This window comes from Yersinia rochesterensis (assembly GCF_003600645.1).
Lineage (GTDB): Bacteria > Pseudomonadota > Gammaproteobacteria > Enterobacterales > Enterobacteriaceae > Yersinia > Yersinia rochesterensis.
The window spans coordinates 1,212,060-1,232,246 of sequence record NZ_CP032482.1 but is presented as its reverse complement, the minus strand read 5'-3'; the positions used below and the strand labels follow the sequence as shown (position 1 = coordinate 1,232,246).

Sequence of the window (20,187 nt, the reverse complement as noted above, 5' to 3'; positions counted from 1 at the left end):
AGCATAAAAACCTGATCTGAGGCGAAAAACTGGCCGAACCGACAAACGCAGCTCGACCAGCAATCACTTTATTTCAGTGTCAGCTCTTCTTCCGTGGCCTCAATAATCTCTTCTTCAGTGCGGATCAAACTGATCACCTTGAACAACAGACTCAGGCCGATGCCTACTACTGTTGCCAGCGCCATGCCTTTCAGTTCAGTTGCACCAATGTTCACTTTCGCGCCACTCACCCCAATAATCAGGATGACGGAGGTTAAGATCAAGTTTTGTGCTTTGTTGTAGTCCACTTTGGACTCAATCAACACACGGATACCTGACGCCGCAATAACACCGTATAGCAGCAGTGAAACACCGCCCATGACTGGCACTGGAACCGCCTGAATTGCCGCAGCCAATTTGCCAACACAAGAGAGCATTATCGCCAGAATCGCGGCACCACCAATCACCCAAGTGCTGTAAACGCGGGTAATTGCCATAACCCCGATATTTTCACCATAAGTGGTATTCGGTGTGGAACCGAAGAAGCCGGAAATCACAGTCGAAAGACCATTGGCAAACATTGAACGGTGCAGGCCGGGATCACGAATTAAATCCTTTTTCACAATATTCGCCGTTACAACCAAATGCCCAATATGCTCGGCAATCACCACCAATGCGGCGGGCAAGATGGTCAGAATGGCAAACCACTCAAAACGCGGGGTATAGAATGTCGGTAAAGCAAGCCAGTGGGCATCGCGAATAGGGGCCAAATCAACCACGCCCATCACAAATGACAAGGCATAGCCCGCCAACACACCAATCAGAATAGGGATAATGGCGAAGAAACCGCGAAATAGCACCGAGCCGAGGATGGTCACCCCCAAGGTCACCATTGAAATGATGATAGTGCTTGAATCGACGGTTACCCCCTCCGCAGGTAGTAGCCCAGCCATTCCCGCAGCTACGCCAGCCAATTCAAGGCCGATAACCGCAACAATCGCCCCCATCGCCGCGGGTGGGAATAGCACATTCAACCAACCGGTACCGGCTTTTTTCACAATCAGCGCCACCAGGCAGAACAGCACGCCGCACATGATAAAACCGCCCAGGGCGACTTCGTATCCCAATGGCAACAACAGTAATACCGGTGAAATAAAGGCAAAACTGGACCCCAGATAAGCTGGGATTTTTCCCTTACAAATGAATAAGTAAAGCAAGGTTCCGACACCGTTAAATAGCAGCACTGTTGCCGGATTAATTTTAAACAGAATAGGAACTAAAACAGTGGCACCAAACATCGCAAACAAGTGTTGGAAACTCAGGGGGATCGTCTGGAGCAGCGGTGGACGCTCGCTGACGCCAATGGTGCGACGGCTCATTTTCTCTATCCTCTAATGAAAGTTATATGGTGTTGTGTTGAATGCTAAAAATTATTCAAAAAAAAGCCGACTATCGAGTCGGCTATCTAGAAGTTATTTGGTTCCGAAAATCTTATCACCGGCATCACCCAATCCTGGGATGATGTAGCCGTGTTCATTTAGACCTTGATCGATGGAAGCAGTGTACAGCTCGACATCTGGATGAGCGGCTTCCAATGCTTTAATACCTTCAGGTGCGGCAACCAACACCAATACTTTGATGCTCTTACAGCCAGCATTCTTAAGTAAATCAATGGTCGCAATCATTGAACCACCGGTTGCCAGCATCGGGTCAACCACCAGCGCCATGCGCTCATCGATATTTGACACCAGTTTCTGGAAGTAAGGTACTGGCTTCAGCGTTTCTTCATCACGATAAACCCCTACCACACTAATTCGCGCACTAGGGACATTTTCCAAGACCCCCTCCATCATGCCCAAACCGGCACGTAAAATGGGCACTACCGTGATTTTCTTACCTTTAATCTGTTCAATCTCAACCGGCCCATTCCACCCTTCGATGGTGACTTTTTCAGTTTCTAAATCGGCGGTTGCTACATAAGTCAGTAAACTTCCCACTTCAGACGCTAACTCGCGAAAACGCTTTGTACTGATATCATTCTCACGCATCAAACCAAGTTTATGTTTTACTAGCGGGTGTTTCACCTCAACGATCTTCATTATTTTTCTCCTGGTTAGGCGACTGGCGGCCAAAAAAATCGCGAGATTATACCGCCTTTTTTTTTGAACACCACAATGAATAGCCTGATTCAGATCAATAGAAAACCATTATTAAGTCAAGTAAGCTAAAAATCAGCGTGATATCACAAGCCACTCGCAAACGTTTGCCTGCGCTGTTAGAATTGTCGCGTTTTCTTCCAAAGCTCAACCGCGGGGACCTCGCAGTGACCAACAAAACCTCTCTCAGCTATAAAGACGCAGGTGTAGATATTGATGCCGGCAATGACCTTGTTGATCGCATAAAAGGTGTGGTTAAACAAACTCGTCGCCCAGAAGTGATGGGGGGATTGGGCGGGTTCGGTGCCCTGTGCGCTTTGCCACAAAAATACCGTGAACCTATTCTGGTTTCAGGCACTGACGGCGTCGGCACCAAGCTGCGTCTGGCGATGGATCTGAAACGCCACGATACCATCGGTATCGATTTGGTCGCCATGTGTGTTAACGACTTGGTGGTCCAAGGTGCTGAGCCACTGTTTTTCCTTGACTACTTTGCTACTGGTAAACTGGATGTGGATACTGCCGCCAGTGTGATTACCGGGATTGCCGAAGGGTGCAAACAGTCAGGTTGTGCACTGGTTGGGGGCGAAACCGCCGAAATGCCGGGGATGTACCACGGCGAAGATTATGACGTAGCAGGCTTTTGTGTCGGCGTGGTCGAAAAATCTGAAATCATCGACGGCAGTAAAGTCGCGCCGGGCGATGCTCTGGTGGCTTTAGGTGCCAGCGGCCCGCATTCTAATGGCTATTCACTGGTGCGTAAAATTCTGGAAGTCAGCAATACTGACCCAGAACAGACTCAATTAGACGGTAAATCTCTGGCCGACCATTTGCTGGAACCGACCAAAATCTATGTAAAATCCATTCTTAGCTTGATTGAGCAACTTGATATCCATGCGATTGCTCACTTGACCGGTGGCGGCTTCTGGGAAAATATCCCACGCGTATTACCACAAGGAACTCAAGCGGTTATTAATGAAAATAGCTGGCAGTGGCCCGCAGTATTTAGCTGGTTGCAAGAGGCCGGTAATGTTAGCCGCCACGAAATGTACCGCACATTTAACTGCGGCGTCGGCATGGTTGTTGCCTTACCTGCGGAACTGGCTGATATTGCGGTTGAGTTGCTGACAGCCTCTGGCGAAAAAGCTTGGAAAATTGGTGTCATTGCGGCGGCGGCAGATGGTGTAGAGCAAGTTATTATCAATCCATAACATCGCCAACCCCCCTGCAGCTTCAAGTCCGAAGGGTATTACCCAAAGTCATTGAAGTGGCAGGTAGGCGGCAAATGAATGAACCCGATGAGTTTACATCAGTAAATGATTCGGGTAAGTGAGTGCAGCCAACACCCCTGCAGCTTCAAGTCCGAAGGGTATTATGAAAAAAATAGTGGTTTTGGTCTCGGGCCAAGGCAGTAATTTGCAGGCACTGATAGACGCCCAACAGCAAGGGCGTATTTCAGGCGAGATTAGTGCTGTCTTCAGTAATAATCTGCAAGCTTATGGATTAGAGCGTGCTGAATTGGCGGGCATTGCACACCATGCAATAGATGCCAAATCTTATGCCTCGCGTGCCAGTTTCGATTTGGCATTAGCGCAAGCTATTGATGAATATCAGCCTGATTTAGTGGTACTGGCGGGCTATATGCGCATTCTCAGTCCAGAGTTTGTTCAGCATTATGCTGGTCGGATGTTGAATATTCACCCCTCACTGTTACCGAAATATCCCGGCTTGCATACCCATCGTCAAGCATTGGAAAACGGCGATCTTGAGCACGGTACTTCAGTCCATTTTGTGACGGAAGAACTGGATGGCGGCCCGGTCATCCTGCAAGCCAAAGTCCCGATTTTCAGTGATGATACTGAAGAGGATGTGGTCGAGAGAGTCCAAACTCAAGAACACAGTATTTACCCGTTAGTGGTCGGTTGGTTTACTGATGGCCGTTTAGCAATGCGCGAGAATGCAGCGTGGTTAGATGATAAACGTTTGCCACCACAGGGTTATGCGGCTGAGTAAAGACAGGTTAAGTGATATTGATTAAAGGCGCAGCCATTTAAGGTGAGCGCCTTTTTTAATTCCCCTGTGCTTATACCTTGTGCTAATAGTATAATTTTTAGGGCAGCAGCCGCTGTCGTCATATGAGGAATCAGCATGTCTACCACTAGCAGCGTCCGGTTACGTCCGTTGGAACGGGATGATCTGCCGTTTGTACATCAGTTAGATAACAATGCCAGCGTTATGCGCTATTGGTTTGAAGAGCCTTATGAGGCTTTCGTCGAGCTGTCTGATCTGTATGATAAACATATTCATGATCAAAGCGAACGCCGCTTTATTATTGAAAGCCAGGGGACAAAAGTCGGTCTGGTTGAGTTAGTTGAAATTAATCACATTCATCGCCGTGCTGAGTTTCAGATTATTATCGACCCAGCCCATCAAGGCAAAGGTTATGCCGGTTCAGCAGCAAAGTTAGCAATGGAATACGGTTTTTCCGTACTGAACCTCTATAAACTGTATTTGATTGTGGATAAAGAAAATGAGAAAGCAATTCATATCTACAGCAAATTGGGCTTTGAATTGGAAGGCGAGTTAAAACAAGAGTTCTTTATCAATGGTGAATATCGCACTGCCATTCGCATGTGTATTTTCCAGCCGCAATATTTGGCTAAATATAAAACCCCATCGATAAAGAGTGCTTAATTTTTCGGGGCTAATTCAGTTGGCCCCAACATCCATTTACGTCAGCAGCGATAATAAGGGGAAATCCTCTTTTAGCGCTAAATCCATGACATCTTGTTTAAACTTCTGGCTTGAGTTATCAGTGGAATCACGACACGCATGGTAAGAATATATGATATCAATCACGTGACTTTCGGTTATCTCTCCGTGATGGCTAACATGGGCTGAGATGAGTGCTTTCAGAAAGAAGAAATCTATCACTTGAAGATTAAATACAGCAACCGCCGACTTATCCCCCATGGCTAATTGGTCATGATGAATACGATAAAGAAAATAATTACGCAATACTGAATTGTGCTGCATGAAAAATGGCAATGCATACTGATGCCAGGCATCACTTAATTTCTGTTCAATACTCTTCGGACTCGTCAGTTTATCGCTGAGAATTATCTGCAAAGTATTTGCATAGGCCGCCAATACATTTTTGCCACGGATATCGGGCATTTGTGCCATAAAATGACGAAAGTAATCTAATAGCTCGCAACGAATTGCGGGAGAATAATCTATAGCCATTAAGGCATCAGCAGCTTTCCCCGAGGCGACGGCGGATATTAACTTGGCACGTAAACTATCAATCTCGGCCATTTTATTTTTATTCACATCTGAACCCATTAGGTCCATCTGCAAAAAAAGGTTTATTGCCCATAGGCTTTCTTCAATAACATTACTCTCTTCACTTGCAGCAATAATAGCGACACAAGCACGATTGGCTAGCCGCTGGTCAATAATAATATCCGGCGCTTTATAATAATCATATTGATGGATAGTCGAAAATCGCAATGTTAATGCTTCCGGAGAAAATAAGACTTTCCGCGTAACTTCCGGGCAGGAAAGTGACATACTTTTTATTTTCTGATTTTTATAAATATGCTCGATGCGGGGATAAGTCGCACAACAGTTACTCAGTGCATTAGCGCCTGCATGTTTGTGAATTTGACATAACTGTTGTTCATCAAGAAAGGGGCAACACCCTTGGCTGTCGGGGTGGATATTGGCCCAAGAGGCAAGGCTGTCTTGGGTAACGGAAATATGGCTAATGGCAATACGTTTGATATCTGCGTAAGGGCTTTTAATATATTTTTGATAACGATTTCTATCCAGCGTCACATTTTGACCTTTACAGCAATGTTCACGACAAGCTGTACCGACACAGTTAAATGTCTCCATAAAATCAGGCTGAGTTATCAATAGCTCTTTCACTTAATGCTTCCATTCAATAGTCACCTCAATAACAAGCGGCACATGAAAGTATAAACTTAAATCGCAATTGATAAATAAAGAGAACACCTTAGAAAGGTGGAGTGGTCTGCTATGATTATATAATCGGACTGATTAGCCGTAGCGCCCGGTAATATAATCTTCGGTACGTCGCTGATGTGGCGAAGTAAACAGCGCGTCAGTGTCATTATATTCCACTAAACACCCTTGGTGGATAAATGCAGTATAATCTGAAACCCTGGCCGCCTGTTGCATATTGTGGGTCACTAAAACCACGCTATATTGCTGTTTTAATTCAGTAATAAGCTCTTCGATAGTCAATGTCGAAATAGGGTCTAATGCCGATGTCGGCTCATCCAACAAGAGTACCTCCGGCTCAATCGCAATCGCTCTGGCTATCACTAAGCGCTGCTGTTGACCACTGGAGAGACGAAAAGCATTTTCACGCAACCGGTCTTTAACTTCATGCCACAGTGCAGCGGCCCGCAATGAGCGCTCTACAGCTTCATCAAGCACCCGCCGGTCGCGGATCCCCTGCAAGCGCAGGCCATAGACCACATTCTCATAAATAGATTTTGGGAAAGGATTAGGCCGCTGGAAGACCATGCCGACTCGCCGACGCAAAGCAGCAACATCAGTGTTTTTCTCAGTAATCACTTCATTACCAAGAAAAATTTGACCTTCGAGGCGGCAGTTATCCAGCAAATCATTCATTCGATTAAAGCAGCGCAACAAAGTTGATTTGCCACAACCAGAGGGGCCAATCAGCGCAGTAACACGGTGCCGGGGCACATTAAAAGAAATATCGTGCAGCACCTGTTTGTCGCCATAAAATAAATTGAGCTTTTTGACCGCCAGTGCAGTTTGCTCATGAGTTAATTGCTGCACATCTAATAGCGGCAGCGAATCCGGCATCAAAAGTCCCATAAATTATCCTGCGGGTTAAAAAGTTTAGTCATAGCATTAAACCACGATATTTTTCGCGTAAATGATGGCGAATACCTATCGCCGCTAAATTAAGACCAACCACAATAATCACCAGTAATAACGCGGTGGCAAACACTAATGGCCGGGCAGCTTCTACATTGGGACTTTGGAATGCCATATCGTATATTTGGAAGCTTAAATGCATAAATTTACGTTCTAAATGCAGGAAAGGGAAAACACCATCCACTGGCAAGAGCGGTGCTGATTTCACCACCCCCACCAGCATCAATGGGGCCGTTTCCCCTGCGGCTCGCGCAACCGCTAAAATCAGCCCGGTAATCATGGCGGGAGCGGCCATTGGCAACACAATATGCCACAATGTCTCGGCTTTGCTCGCCCCCAACGCCAAGGAGCCATGCCGCAAGTTGGCCGGGATGCGAGATAACCCCTCCTCGGTCGCCACAATCACCACCGGCAATGTCAATAAAGCCAGTGTTAATGCCGCCCATAGCACACCCGGCGTACCGAATGTCGGGCTGGGCAGAGCTTCGGGATAAAATAGTTTATCCAGTGAACCGCCAATCAAATAGACAAAGAAACCGAGGCCAAATACTCCATAAACAATGGACGGCACGCCCGCTAAATTCACCACGGAAATACGAATCATCCGGGTCAGCGCATTTTTTCCTGCATATTCGTGTAAATAAACCGCCGCAATCACCCCCAGTGGCATGACCACTATGGACATTAATATCACCATCAGCACGGTACCAAAAATAGCGGGAAACACACCGCCATCAGTGTTGGTATTACGTGGATTATCGGTCAGAAACTTATTCATTTGCACCGTAAAATGGCGCAGTTTCTGCCAGAGGCTCATATCATTAGGGTACCAGGCGCGGTCGATTTGGCTCAGCGGCAGTGGATGAACTTGCCCATTCATATCCCGCAACAGCAGGGTGTAGCGGTTTTGGTCCGTTTGCAGGCCGCGCAATTTTTCCATCATCGCCTGATGGCTACGCTGGAGTTCGCCCCATTCAGCTTCAATTCTGTCTTGTGATTTGCTGTCAAAATCATTCGTCATTTGCAGGCGTTTTTTCTGTAACCGCAGTGCTTCAAACTGCTGATTCAGCATGTTCATTTGGCGGAACTGAATATCCTGGGACTGCCTAACCAGCGCTTGTATCACCGGAATGCGCTTTTGCAGATCCAGCGCTAAATTATCCCCCACGACGGGCTGGCCGTTATCCCGCATTCCTGCGAGAAAACCATATGCGGTGCCATTGTTTTGTCTTTCTAATACCAACAAATCTTTGGGCTGACTGCGCTGTTGAATATCCGTGTCCAGCAGCCGATGAAAATCTTGCCCTTGTATCTCGCGGTTGCCGGTCTTAATCAGATAACGGGTCAGGGTCGCGCCCGACTCTGGCGGTAAAATAATGCCCGCCTGCTCTAACTGCTGGCGCGGGAGAGACTGTTGCTGATAAATTTCGCCAATGACCCTAACTGGGCCGGCGGCAGTTTGCTTGAGTTCAAACAGGTAAACTGGGCTGGGCCAGAAATAACGCATCCCCTGCCCCGCCAATAATAAGACCACACCCAGTAAGGCCAACAAGCTGATACTCACCGCCCCGGCAGTCAGCCAGATCCACGGCGAACCGGATGCAAACCACTTTTTAGTCGATCGGGTCATCACGCAGTTGGCTCCATTTGATAGCGTTCACGTAACCGCAGGCGAATGGATTCGGCGAGTGTATTAACTAAAAATGTGAAACAAAACAGCACTAACGCCGTCAAGAATAGTACCCGATAATGGCCACTTCCTATTACGGCCTCCGTCATTTCAATGGCAATATTGGCGGCCATTGCCCGTAGCCCTTGGAAAATGCTGCCATCGATAATTGGCGAATTCCCGGTCGCCATCAGCACAATCATGGTTTCCCCCACCGCGCGGCCAAAACCAATCATTAACGCCGAGAAAATACCCGCATAAGCCGATGGTAAAATAACACGAATTAATGTCTGCCAAGGTGTCGCCCCCAATGCCAGTGAGCCTTGGCTCAGTGATGGCGGAACACTAAATAGCGCATCTTCAGCCAGTGAGAAAATAACCGGAATCAGGGCGAACCCCATGGCAACCCCAACCACTAAAGCATTGCGCTGAGAATAATTATCGCCCAACCATTCATGTAACGGCCCCCCCAGCACCCCTATCGCCAGTTTCGGCCCTAGCCAGAGTGCCAGCCAGCCAGTCAACAGAATAACCGGCAGCAAAATAATGATATCCCAGCCCGCGGGCAATTGGCGTTGCGTTTTTGCCGACAATCGCGCGCTCCCCCAGCCACACAATAAAATTGTCAGGGCCAGCAATGGCGGCAACAACAAGATGCCGGTCAAATAATGCTCAATGACCGGTGCCAGCCAAATACCGGCAATCAAACCGATAACCACCGTCGGGAATGCCCCCATCATCTCAATTGTCGGTTTAACAATTCGCCGTAAGCCCGCCGACATAAAATAAGCAGTATAAATAGCACCGGCCAATGCCAAGGGTACGGCGAATAACATGGCATAACCCGCCGCTTTTAATGTGCCGAAGATGATGGGTATCAGACTGAATTTGGCTTGATAGTTCTCTTGTGCCGAACTTGACTGCCAGACATAAGCCGGTTCGGGATAATTTTCATACCACACCCGCTGCCATAGGCTACGCCAATTGATATCAGGATAGCGATTGTCTAATTGATAGGTAGACCAACCGGCGGCATTCTCTACCAGCAGACTATCGCCCCAGGGGGAGAACGCGGCATGGGTAATACCCGCAGCCAGTTTATGTTGTAATAGCGGTGCAGACTGGATGCTGGAAAAGAGCGATAACTCACCTTGTGGCGATAATGAAGCAAATACCCGCCGCGCATTTTCAGTCGTCAGTAAGCCCTTACTTGCGGGAGTAAAGCTGCGAATCCGGGTCAAATGATATTGATTGTTCGGCGCTTTGGGCACATCAAACCACTGCGTAACAACACCGTCCGGCGCTTGAACCAGCAGTGACTTCCCCCCTGCCAGTAGAGAAAGTATCAATGGCCCTTGCGGTGGGTGTTTATCATCCGCCGATTTATCCGCTAACAAAGGGACAATTTCACGCAAGGTAAGCTCAGTGCCAAATTGATAAATATATAGCTGATGGCCGGATAGCAGATAGAGCAAACGCCCGTCGGGCGTCAATAATAGCTGGTCAATGGCCTTGGTCACATCCGTCAGCTCAGTGAGTTGCTGCCCTTGAGCTGTAAATATGCCAGCCATTAAACGGCCATCATCCGTGGTGGCGGCCAGAGAAAAGTGCTGAGGTTGCGGTTCAGCCAACACCAAATGCCGCAGATTTTGGCCTTTCAAATCCAGAAAACGCGGCTGTTCACCCAGAGGGAATTGCCAACGGGGTGGTGTTGCTGAAAAATCGGGTTGCAGTAGCATAAAACGGCCATTACTCAGACCAATGCCATACAAAGGTTGCCCACCCACAGCGCGACTGATTGACACCGGCGGCGGTGATAACTGTTGCTCACTGATAAGGCTCCCGGCGGGAGATTCCCCCTGCGGATTTAGCCGGATGAAATAGCCTTTTCCTTTATCATCAATGCGATACCCAACCTTCCCTTGGGCATCTACCCCCAGAGCAAGAGTGGGTGCTGTGCGAACCACAGCAAACTGATTATCTAAATTGATTGAAGCTGGCTTAAACAGAGGTAACGCGGCGTACAATAAATAAACAAAAATCAGCATTAATGTCAGCAAAACCAACAGGCCACTGCCCGTCACTAACATCCGCACCAGACGTTCAATGACAGCCCGGCGCTTATCTCTCCCTGATGTTGTTACCACGCCCGCTTGCTGCATAATCTGCTGTTGCCCCATGCCCTTTCAGTGTTTTTCGTCTATTTTGTCAATCCAAGCGCCCATCTTTAATAGATATAGCGCCGGATGACCGTGCATCTTATGTCAGTTTTGTGGCGTTTGCATGACTATGTTGGCGTTATTAACGAACAAAGTTAACTAATGATATCTGTTGGACTTTCTTGTCAAACTTTCGCAATAATGATTAAGGACACTAGATACTCCCACAATAATCTTACTGGAGTTGCAATGGGTCAGGAAAAGCTCTACACCGAAAAAGAACTCAGTTGGTTATCTTTTAATGAGCGGGTATTGCAGGAAGCGGCGGATAAGAGCAATCCACTTATCGAGCGGATGCGTTTTCTTGGCATTTACTCCAACAATCTCGATGAATTTTATAAAGTCCGTTTCGCCGATCTGAAGCGGCGCATTCTGATTAGCGAGGAGCAAGGCTCTGCCGTGACTTCCCGCCATTTGCTTAAAAAAATCCAAAGCAAAGTAGTGAAAGCGGATCAAGAATTTGACGGGCTTTATAATGATCTCTTGCTGGAAATGGCACGTAATCAAATCTTCCTGATTAATGAGCGGCAAATTTCCGAAAACCAGCAAGTCTGGTTAAAGCAATATTTTAAACAGCATTTGCGCCAACACATCACGCCGATTCTGATTAACCACGACACCAATCTGGTGCAATTTTTAAAAGACGATTACACCTATCTGGCGGTAGAAATCATTCGCGGTCAGGATATTGCTTATGCCCTGTTAGAAATTCCCTCAGATAAAGTGCCGCGCTTCGTTAACTTACCACCAGAAGCCCCACGCCGTCGCAAACCAATGATATTGCTTGATAATATTCTTAGGTATTGTCTCGATGAGATTTTTAAAGGCTTCTTTGATTACGACGCACTGAATGCCTATTCCATGAAAATGACCCGCGATGCAGAATATGATTTGGTCACTGAAATGGAATCCAGTTTGTTGGAATTGATGTCATCAAGCTTAAAACAGCGCCTAACGGCTGAGCCAGTACGCTTTGTTTATCAACGCGATATGCCGGATGAAATGGTGGAATTACTGCGCAATAAGCTGGGTATTTCTAATGATGACTCGGTTATTGCCGGTGGCCGTTATCATAATTTCAAAGACTTTATCAGCTTCCCGAATGTGGGCAAAAGCAATCTGGTGAATAAACCCTTACCGCGCCTGCGCCATATTTGGTTTGATAAATTCCGCAATGGTTTTGATGCTATTCGCGAACAAGATGTGCTGCTGTATTACCCTTATCATACTTTCGAACATGTATTGGAATTGCTGCGTCAGGCATCATTCGACCCCAGCGTTTTAGCCATTAAAATCAATATTTATCGCGTCGCGAAAGATTCGCGCATTATTGAGTCGATGATCCATGCGGCCCATAATGGCAAGAAAGTGACGGTGGTGGTGGAATTACAAGCGCGTTTCGATGAAGAAGCCAATATTCACTGGGCCAAAAGCTTAACGGCCGCCGGTGTACACGTTATTTTCTCCGCACCGGGACTAAAAATTCATGCCAAGTTATTCCTAATCTCCCGTCTTGAAGGCGAGGAAATCGTGCGTTATGCCCATATTGGTACCGGCAACTTTAATGAGAAAACAGCTCGAATTTATACTGATTATTCCTTGCTGACGGCCGATGCACGGATTACCAATGAAGTGCGGCGGGTATTTAACTTTATTGAAAATCCTTACCGCCCGGTCAAATTCGATAATTTGATGGTGTCACCACAGAACTCGCGCTTGATGCTGTATCAACTGATCGACCAGGAAATTATTAATGCTCAGGCGGGCGAAAGCGCCGGTATCACCCTGAAGATAAATAATTTAGTGGATAAAGGCTTGGTAGATAGGTTATATAGCGCCTCCAGTGCGGGGGTGAAGATCCGCTTATTAATACGTGGGATGTGTTCTTTAATCCCAAATATGCCGGGGATCAGCGATAATATTCAAGTCACCAGTATTGTTGACCGCTTCTTAGAGCATGACCGAGTGTACGTTTTTGAGAATAAAGGCGACAAACTGGTCTATCTCTCTTCCGCTGACTGGATGACCCGTAACATTGATTATCGTATTGAAGTCGCAGTTTCATTACTGGACCCGAGGTTAAAACAGCGGGTGCTGGATATTTTAGAGCTGTTATTCAACGACACGGTAAAAGCCCGTTATATTGATAAAGAACTGAGTAATCGTTATGTACCGCGTGGAAATAGGCGCAAAGTACGTGCACAGATTGCCATCTATGATTATTTAAAAGCGCTGGAACAACCAGACGTATCGAGCTAAAACTATGCCGCTAACCAATAATTCAACTACCATAAAACCGCAAGAAATTGCGGCTATCGATCTGGGTTCTAACAGTTTTCATATGGTTATTGCCCGTGTCGTTAACGGCGCATTGCAGGTTTTAGGCCGCCTAAAGCAGCGCGTGCATCTGGCTGATGGTCTGGATAGCAATAATATGCTCAGCGAAGAAGCTATTGAACGGGGTCTGGCTTGTCTGGCCCTGTTTGCAGAACGTTTGCAAGGTTTCTCGCCAGACAACGTCTGTATCGTGGGTACGCATTCACTGCGACAAGCCGCGAATGCAGAGACTTTCCTCAAACGCGCCGCCGAGGTTATTCCTTATCCGATCGAAATCATTTCGGGTCAGGAAGAAGCGCGTCTGATTTTCATGGGAGTCGAACATACTCAGCCGGAAAAAGGCCGCAAACTGGTGATTGATATCGGTGGTGGTTCAACCGAGTTGGTTATTGGCGAAGATTTCGAACCTCTGCTGGTAGAAAGCCGCCGTATGGGGTGTGTCAGTTTTGCTCAACAGTTTTTCCCACACGGCGAAATCAGTAAGACTAACTTCAAACGTGCCCGTCTGGCTGCCGCGCAAAAGTTGGAAAACCTCGCCTGGCAATACCGAATTCAAGGTTGGCAATATGCTCTGGGAGCATCCGGCACCATAAAAGCCACTTATGAAGTCTTGGTGGAAATGGGCGAGAAAGACGGTTTGATCACCCCAGAGCGCCTCGAAATGCTGGTTGAGCAAGTGCTGCAATACAAACACTTCTCAGCATTGAGCCTGCCGGGGTTATCGGAAGATCGCCAGTCGGTATTTGTGCCCGGTTTAGCTATTTTGTGTGGTGTGTTTGATGCATTGGCAGTCAAAGAGTTACGTTTATCCGACGGTGCGCTGCGTGAAGGCGTGCTGTATGAGATGGAAGGCCGCTTCCGCCATCAAGATATCCGTCAGCGCACGGCTAAAAGTTTAGCAGAACACTATAATATTGACCGGGAACAAGCGCGCCGGGTGCTGGAAACCACTGAGCAGCTTTATACCCAATGGTTGGCGCAAAACACCAAGCTGGTACAACCGCAACTTGAAGCATTGCTAAAGTGGGCGGCAATGCTACATGAGGTCGGGCTGAGTATTAATCACAGCGGGATGCATCGCCATTCTGCCTATATCTTGCAAAATACCAACTTGCCGGGCTTCAATCAGGAGCAGCAATTGCTATTGGCAACTTTGGTGCGTATGCATCGAAAAGGGATTAAGCTTGATGAGTTGCCGCGCTTGAATTTATTCAAGAAAAAATATTATTTGCCGCTAATTCAATTATTACGGTTAAGCACTTTATTGAATAATCAGCGTCAATCGACCACCACCCCGGAAACTCTGCGGCTGATAACTGATGACAGCCACTGGACATTGCGTTTCCCTGCAGGTTATCTGGCACAAAATAACCTGGTACAACTAGATTTTGAACGTGAGCAGGCTTATTGGGATGACGTGGTGGGCTGGAAGCTTTTCATTGAAGAAGAACCCTCGGAAGAAGCCGATTCTGAAGCGCCCAAAGCATGATCAGATTGAATCCCGATGAGCTTATTTATACAGAATCAACAACAAGTCAGTGATTCGGGTGCGTGAAGGCAGCTAACTTTTGCTGATACCAATAAGCTGCTATTTCAAGAAAGAAGGGTAAAAATGATGAAAAGAAGGCCATCGACACCACTAACAAAAATTATCTTACTGGTGAGCTTTCTCATTCTATTTGGTCGCTTATTGTTTGCAGGGATCGCTTCTATTTCTCATCATCAAGAGCGGCGTGAAGCACAACGGATCGAGCAGTCCGTGGACGGTGAACTCCCTGGCCCCCATGAAACTGACCTCAGTCCCTAAACTTTCGTACTCATACGCTCGTTTCATATACACGGACATCACACATTATGCCAGTACCAATCATTCCGGTTTCGTTTTCTGCCGCGGCAAAAAAAAGCACTAAAAATAATGCGAAAAAACTGGCAGAAATCCGCAATCGAATACTTTCTCTATTACTGAATAATAAAGACTTGGTCGATGGTATTCTTGGCCGTCAGGAAGACCGCGAAAAGATCAGTGATGAGAAACTTGCTGAAAAAACATTAGAAATCAAAACGCTGCTCGACGATTTACACGCAGCTGACCTTGCCGACTTACTCGAAGCCTTACCCAATGATGAGCGTTTGGCATTGTGGCGGTTAGTCAAAAACGAGAAACGCGGACAAACGCTGGTCGAAGTCTCTGAGACAGTGTGGGACACGCTTATCAAAGAGATGAGCGATAAAGATCTGTTAAAAGCGATGCGCACCTTGCATGTCGATGAACAGGCTTATCTGGCCGAATATCTGCCGCGTAACTTAATGGGCCGCTTACTCACCTCACTTGACCCTGACCAACGGGCCAGAGTGCGGGAAGTTATCCAATATGGTCGCGATACTGTCGGCCAAATGATGGATTTCGAACTGGTGACGGTGCGAGCTGATGTCACCCTCGGCACGGTACACCGCTATTTGCGCTATCGGAAAAACATTCCCGATGCCACGGATAAAATCTTCGTTATTGATCGCAAGAATACCTTACTCGGTGAACTGCCTCTGACCGCGATCCTCCTCAACTCACCGGATACGAAAGTATTCCAAGTGATGGAGAGCAACCCGACCACTTTCCAGCCGGAGCAAAAAGCGGAAGATGCTGCGGGTGCCTTTGAACGTTATGACTTAATCAGCGCCGCGGTAATTGATGCCAAAGGCAAACTAATGGGCCGGCTGACCATCGAAGAGATAGTCGACGTCGTCAATGAAGAGAGTGACACCACGTTAAGGCGCATGGGCGGTTTGAGTCCGGAAGAAGACGTGTTCTCCCCGGTAGGCCGTGCGGTTCGAACCCGTTGGTCATGGCTGGCAATCAATCTCTGCACCGCGTTTGTGGCCTCAAGGGTCATCGGGTTATTTGAAGATACTATCTCGCAATTAGTCGCATTGGCGGCATTAATGCCAATCGTCGCAGGTATTGGCGGTAACACCGGTAACCAAACCATCACCATGATTGTCCGCGCCTTGGCATTGCACCATATTCAGCAGGGTAATGTGACTTTCCTGATGTTCAGAGAATTGGGTGTGGCGCTAATCAATGGTTTGATCTGGGGCGGGATTATGGGGTTTGTCACTTATCTGCTCTATGGCGATCCGGCCATGGGTGGCGTGATGACGTTGGCAATGATCCTTAACTTGTTAATGGCCGCGCTAATGGGGGTCATTATCCCGATGACTATGGCCCGTTTAGGCCGTGATCCGGCTATCGGTTCCAGTGTCATGATCACAGCCATCACCGATACTGGCGGCTTTTTCATTTTTCTGGGACTTGCCACCCTATTCTTAGTTTAATGATTATGATAATAAAAAAATAATTAATTGAGCATGGAGTAAACAAATCACATCTATCCATGCTCAGCTATACTAAACTATTGAATATGACCGCGTTTCAAATACAGTATATTTTTATGTGATGGGTTTCCCCTATCATAATCAAAATTCTTGCGAGCAAAATAAGGCGCTATATGGATCTCAGTGCAGCCGAAAAACCAGCTCCTGACAATAAAGCGATTATTCACATTACTATCATCAGCATAGTGGTGTTTTTGCTCGCACTTTTTTGTATCCGCCTTTCTGAGCAATCAGAAAACCTGGCTCCGTTATGGTTCCCGACCGCCGTATTGGTCGTAGCGTTATTCCACCTCCCAACACGCTATTGGTCGTGGCAATTATTAGCCGCCGGAATATGTATTGTTGCCGCTAATTTTATTTTATATGGCATCAGTGGGTTCCCCCTGCCACTGACATTCATCAACCTCGCGGAGTCGGCTGCTGGCGCGTGGTTACTGCGTAAACTTTTGCAACCCAAAGACCCCCTTAATAACCTTTTTAGTTGGCTCAAATTCGCCCTTTGTGCTGTGATTTTGGTTCCTCTAATCAGCGGATTAGCAGCAGCTTGGTATTTAGCGCCGCAAAACGGCAGCTTTACCCAAGTGCTGACAGTGTGGTTTATGTCCGAAGCTATCGGCATGTTGGCTTTAGGCCCGGTTGGCCTGCTTTATCGCCGGGGTTATTTCAATCTCGCGACCAAAACCAAAGCGCTGTTTGATATGACGTGGATAATGATAGTCTCGCTGACCGCTTGTTATATCAGCCTGATTTATATGCCTTATCCTTTTACTTTCGTTATTATGGCGCTGATCTGGACATCTATCCGCTTACCCCGTTTTGAGACTTTTACTCTCTGTTTTCTGGCCACATTGCTGATTGCAATGATGATCAACTTCAACCTATTTACCCTTCAGGCGGACGCCAAACTATCCGTTCAGGCATTTTCTTTTATTCCATTATTGATGGTGCTGATTCCTCCGCACGCCATGGCCATGGTGATGCACGCCTTTCGCATGGAAAAAAAACATATTATTGAAAGTGAAAACCGCTTTCGTAATGCCATGGAATACTCGGCCATCGGCATGGCATTGGTGTCGCCGGAAGGTAAATGGATGCAGGTCAATCAAGCGCTGTGCAAATTATTGGGTTACCGCCAAGAAACCTTGCTCACCCTGAATTTTCAGCAAATAACTCACCCGGAAGATCTCTCCGCCGACTTGAAATTGCTCGAGGATCTATACCATGGTCGCATTCCCAGTTATTCGATGGAAAAACGCTATATCCGCAGTGATGGCGAGGTGGTGTGGGCGCTGTTGGTGGTGAGCGTGGTACGCGACCATGAGCAACAGCCGCTTTATTACATTTCACAGGTCGAAGATATTAATGACCTGAAAAAGAGCGAAATCGTTAACCGCCGCCTGATGGAGCGCATTACGCTGGCGAACGAGGCCGGCGGAATTGGTATCTGGGAATTGGATATCAGAAAGCAGCAGATCAGTTGGGATAAGCGAATGTATGAGCTTTATCATGTCCCGCTCAACACCCCAGTTGATAATGATGTTTGGCAGCAATACATTCACCCTGATGATATTAACCGCGTTAATCGTGAATACAGCGCTGCACTCAATCAACGCAAGCCCTACCGGCTCGAATTCAGATTATTGTTACCGAATGGCGATATTGTTCATTTACGCAATCAGGCCAATATGATTTGCGACAAAAATGGCGATATTCTGCGCCTGATGGGCACCACGCTGGATATGACCGAAATCAGAAATCTGACCGAAGCGCTGCATGAAGAAAAAGAGCGGCTGCATATCACTCTGGACTCCATCGGCGAGGCGGTGGTCTGTACTGATCAGGATATGAATATCACCTTTATGAACCCGGTCGCGGAGAAAATGACCGGTTGGGCTAATACCATCGCGCTGGGTCAGCCCGTGCATCATATTATTAAGCTAACCGACGGCGTTGATGGGCCGGAAATTGATAATCCAATAGAACATTGTCTCACCCATCGCCCTTACTCCTCGCTGAATGAGTCGATGGTATTACATCATCGCGACGGACATTATTACGACATTCAGGAGTCTGTCGCCCCACTGAAAACGCTGGAAGGCACTATTGTTGGGGTAGTTTTGGTGTTCCAGGATGTCGGCGAATCGCGCGCAATGATACGCAAACTCAGCCACAGCGCGTCACATGATAATCTCACCGGCTTGCCAAACCGCGCTAATTTCGACAATAAATTAAAAGCGGCTATCCAGAAAAGTGTCGATTCTAACCAACAACACGCGCTGGCTTTCTTGGATCTGGATTATTTTAAAGCTGTTAACGACACCGCCGGGCACCCAGCTGGAGATGCACTGCTCAAAGAACTTAGTCAGTTAATGCGTCAACATTTACGCAATAGTGACTGTGTCGCACGACTGGGGGGCGATGAATTCGGTTTACTGATGCTTAATTGCACCCTATCTCACGCCAAAGCCATTACCCAAAGTCTGGTATCCATGATCAATGACTATCATTTCTACTGGGAAGATAAACTGTACCGTATTGGTGCCAGTGCTGGCGTCACGCAAATCAGCAGCAACAACAGTCAGCGCAGTGAGATTATGGCGCAAGCTGACATCGCCTGTTATACCGCCAAGCACAGTGGGCGCGGTCAGGTTTATCTCTACCAGCCACGACAAAAACAGCTGCTAGCCCGCCAGCACGGGCTACTCAGCCGAGAAGATGTCGAAAGTATTCTCCGTGAAAATCAATTATCGCTACAGATGACCCCGACAGCGCCACCGAAAACGCCGCTATCGGTCTGCTTCTATCAGGTCAGTTTCGAGATTAATCGGCCACAAGATATTGCCGTTAGCCAGTCTGCCTTTGAGGAAGCGGCGGTATTGTATAATTTGCAGCCGGAAATCGACCATTGGGTCTGCGAGCAACTGTTAGTGGAGCACGCCCCAGCACTACAGCGTAAAGGGCTGGCACTGGCTATCCCGCTGTCGGAAGTGGCTCTGCTCAAAGAAGATTTCCGCCAGTCACTGCTCACATTGCTACCACAGACCCCCTTGCCACCACAAAGTCTCTATTGGATGGTCGATGAAGCCACATTGCTGCAATATCCGTTTGCGATTGGTAATTTCCTCGCCAAACTGCAACTACTAGGCTGTAAACTTATTGTGAAAGAGTTTGGCCATAACCTGAATGATTTTGAATTATTAGCGGCGCATACCATTGATTATCTGAAATTTAACAGCAATTTAATTTCCAATATTCATACAAATCAAATGGATGAGGTTCTGATATCCATCATTAACGGCACAGCACAACGGGCGAATATCGCCACACTGGCTGGCCCGGCAGAATTACCGCCGACCCTCAGTAAGTTAATTGATATCGGTGTTGATTTAGTCGATGGCGAAACGATTGGCCGCACGCAACCTTTGTCAGAGGTGCTTAACAGTGGATATTTCGCGATAAAATAGCGCGATAACCTGACTTGACGATTGCCCCGCCG

General features: G+C 47.3%; 14 protein-coding genes. 8 read left to right on the top strand and 6 right to left on the bottom strand.

The features are described 5' to 3' along the window. Nucleotides 1-68: 68 nt before the first annotated feature. Together uraA and upp are read right to left on the bottom strand one after the other, a co-directional pair. Nucleotides 69-1,358 (bottom strand): uracil permease, encoded by a 1,290-nt coding sequence (gene uraA, locus DXZ79_RS05695; RefSeq protein ID WP_038635184.1) that lies wholly within the window; start codon nt 1,356-1,358, stop codon nt 69-71. Nucleotides 1,359-1,451: 93 nt separating this feature from the next. Beyond that, on the bottom strand, nt 1,452-2,078 hold the full coding sequence (upp, locus tag DXZ79_RS05690) for a uracil phosphoribosyltransferase (protein WP_038635186.1): 627 nt from the start codon (nt 2,076-2,078) through the stop codon (nt 1,452-1,454). A 224-nt stretch (nt 2,079-2,302) separates the two neighbouring features. Here upp and purM point away from each other — a divergent pair, with 224 nt between their 5' ends. The 3 genes from purM to speG all read left to right on the top strand — a co-directional run bounded on the left by purM (nt 2,303) and on the right by speG (nt 4,829). Then, nucleotides 2,303-3,346: a phosphoribosylformylglycinamidine cyclo-ligase gene (gene purM, locus DXZ79_RS05685; protein ID WP_038639682.1), complete on the top strand. Its 1,044-nt coding sequence runs from the start codon at nt 2,303-2,305 to the stop codon at nt 3,344-3,346. A 163-nt stretch (nt 3,347-3,509) separates the two neighbouring features. Further along, the gene (gene purN, locus DXZ79_RS05680) at nt 3,510-4,148 is read left to right on the top strand and encodes a phosphoribosylglycinamide formyltransferase (protein ID WP_038635189.1); all 639 of its coding nucleotides are present in this window, start codon (nt 3,510-3,512) and stop codon (nt 4,146-4,148) included. Nucleotides 4,149-4,283: 135 nt separating this feature from the next. Further along, nucleotides 4,284-4,829: a spermidine N1-acetyltransferase gene (speG, locus tag DXZ79_RS05675; protein ID WP_038635191.1), complete on the top strand. Its 546-nt coding sequence runs from the start codon at nt 4,284-4,286 to the stop codon at nt 4,827-4,829. A 36-nt stretch (nt 4,830-4,865) separates the two neighbouring features. On the opposite strand, the gene fliB is transcribed toward speG, so the two are convergent. From fliB to DXZ79_RS05655, 4 genes are all read right to left on the bottom strand, one after another. After that, complete coding sequence (gene fliB / locus DXZ79_RS05670; protein ID WP_072089032.1) at nt 4,866-6,068, bottom strand: flagellin lysine-N-methylase; 1,203 nt, start codon at nt 6,066-6,068, stop codon at nt 4,866-4,868. A gap of 132 nt (nt 6,069-6,200) precedes the next feature. Beyond that, entirely contained in the window at nt 6,201-7,013 is an 813-nt protein-coding gene (gene pstB, locus DXZ79_RS05665) for a phosphate ABC transporter ATP-binding protein PstB (RefSeq protein ID WP_038635193.1), read from the bottom strand. Between the two features lie 28 nt (nt 7,014-7,041). Further along, a complete protein-coding gene (pstA, locus tag DXZ79_RS05660) occupies nt 7,042-8,706 on the bottom strand; it encodes a phosphate ABC transporter permease PstA (protein ID WP_120011149.1) in 1,665 nt (554 codons plus the stop codon). Next, nucleotides 8,706-10,907: an ABC transporter permease subunit gene (locus DXZ79_RS05655; RefSeq protein ID WP_162928771.1), complete on the bottom strand. Its 2,202-nt coding sequence runs from the start codon at nt 10,905-10,907 to the stop codon at nt 8,706-8,708. Before DXZ79_RS05655 ends, pstA begins: the two co-directional genes overlap by 1 nt. A 246-nt stretch (nt 10,908-11,153) precedes the next feature. Between DXZ79_RS05655 and ppk1 the strand changes: the two genes are divergently transcribed. The 5 genes from ppk1 to DXZ79_RS05630 all read left to right on the top strand — a co-directional run bounded on the left by ppk1 (nt 11,154) and on the right by DXZ79_RS05630 (nt 20,155). Beyond that, the gene (ppk1, locus tag DXZ79_RS05650; protein WP_038635197.1) at nt 11,154-13,223 is read left to right on the top strand and encodes a polyphosphate kinase 1; all 2,070 of its coding nucleotides are present in this window, start codon (nt 11,154-11,156) and stop codon (nt 13,221-13,223) included. 4 nt (nt 13,224-13,227) lie between these two features. Beyond that, on the top strand, nt 13,228-14,790 hold the full coding sequence (ppx, locus tag DXZ79_RS05645; RefSeq protein WP_038635207.1) for an exopolyphosphatase: 1,563 nt from the start codon (nt 13,228-13,230) through the stop codon (nt 14,788-14,790). Nucleotides 14,791-14,916: 126 nt separating this feature from the next. Then, nucleotides 14,917-15,108, top strand: coding sequence for a YfgG family protein (locus DXZ79_RS20915; RefSeq protein ID WP_038639690.1), 192 nt, complete (start codon nt 14,917-14,919; stop codon nt 15,106-15,108). 47 nt (nt 15,109-15,155) lie between these two features. Next, a complete protein-coding gene (mgtE, locus tag DXZ79_RS05635; RefSeq protein ID WP_042562350.1) occupies nt 15,156-16,631 on the top strand; it encodes a magnesium transporter in 1,476 nt (491 codons plus the stop codon). Between the two features lie 173 nt (nt 16,632-16,804). Further along, nucleotides 16,805-20,155 carry a diguanylate cyclase gene (locus DXZ79_RS05630; RefSeq protein ID WP_038635211.1) on the top strand — a complete coding sequence of 1,117 codons (3,351 nt, stop codon included), beginning with the start codon at nt 16,805-16,807 and terminating at the stop codon, nt 20,153-20,155. The last annotated feature ends 32 nt before the right edge of the window (nt 20,156-20,187 follow it).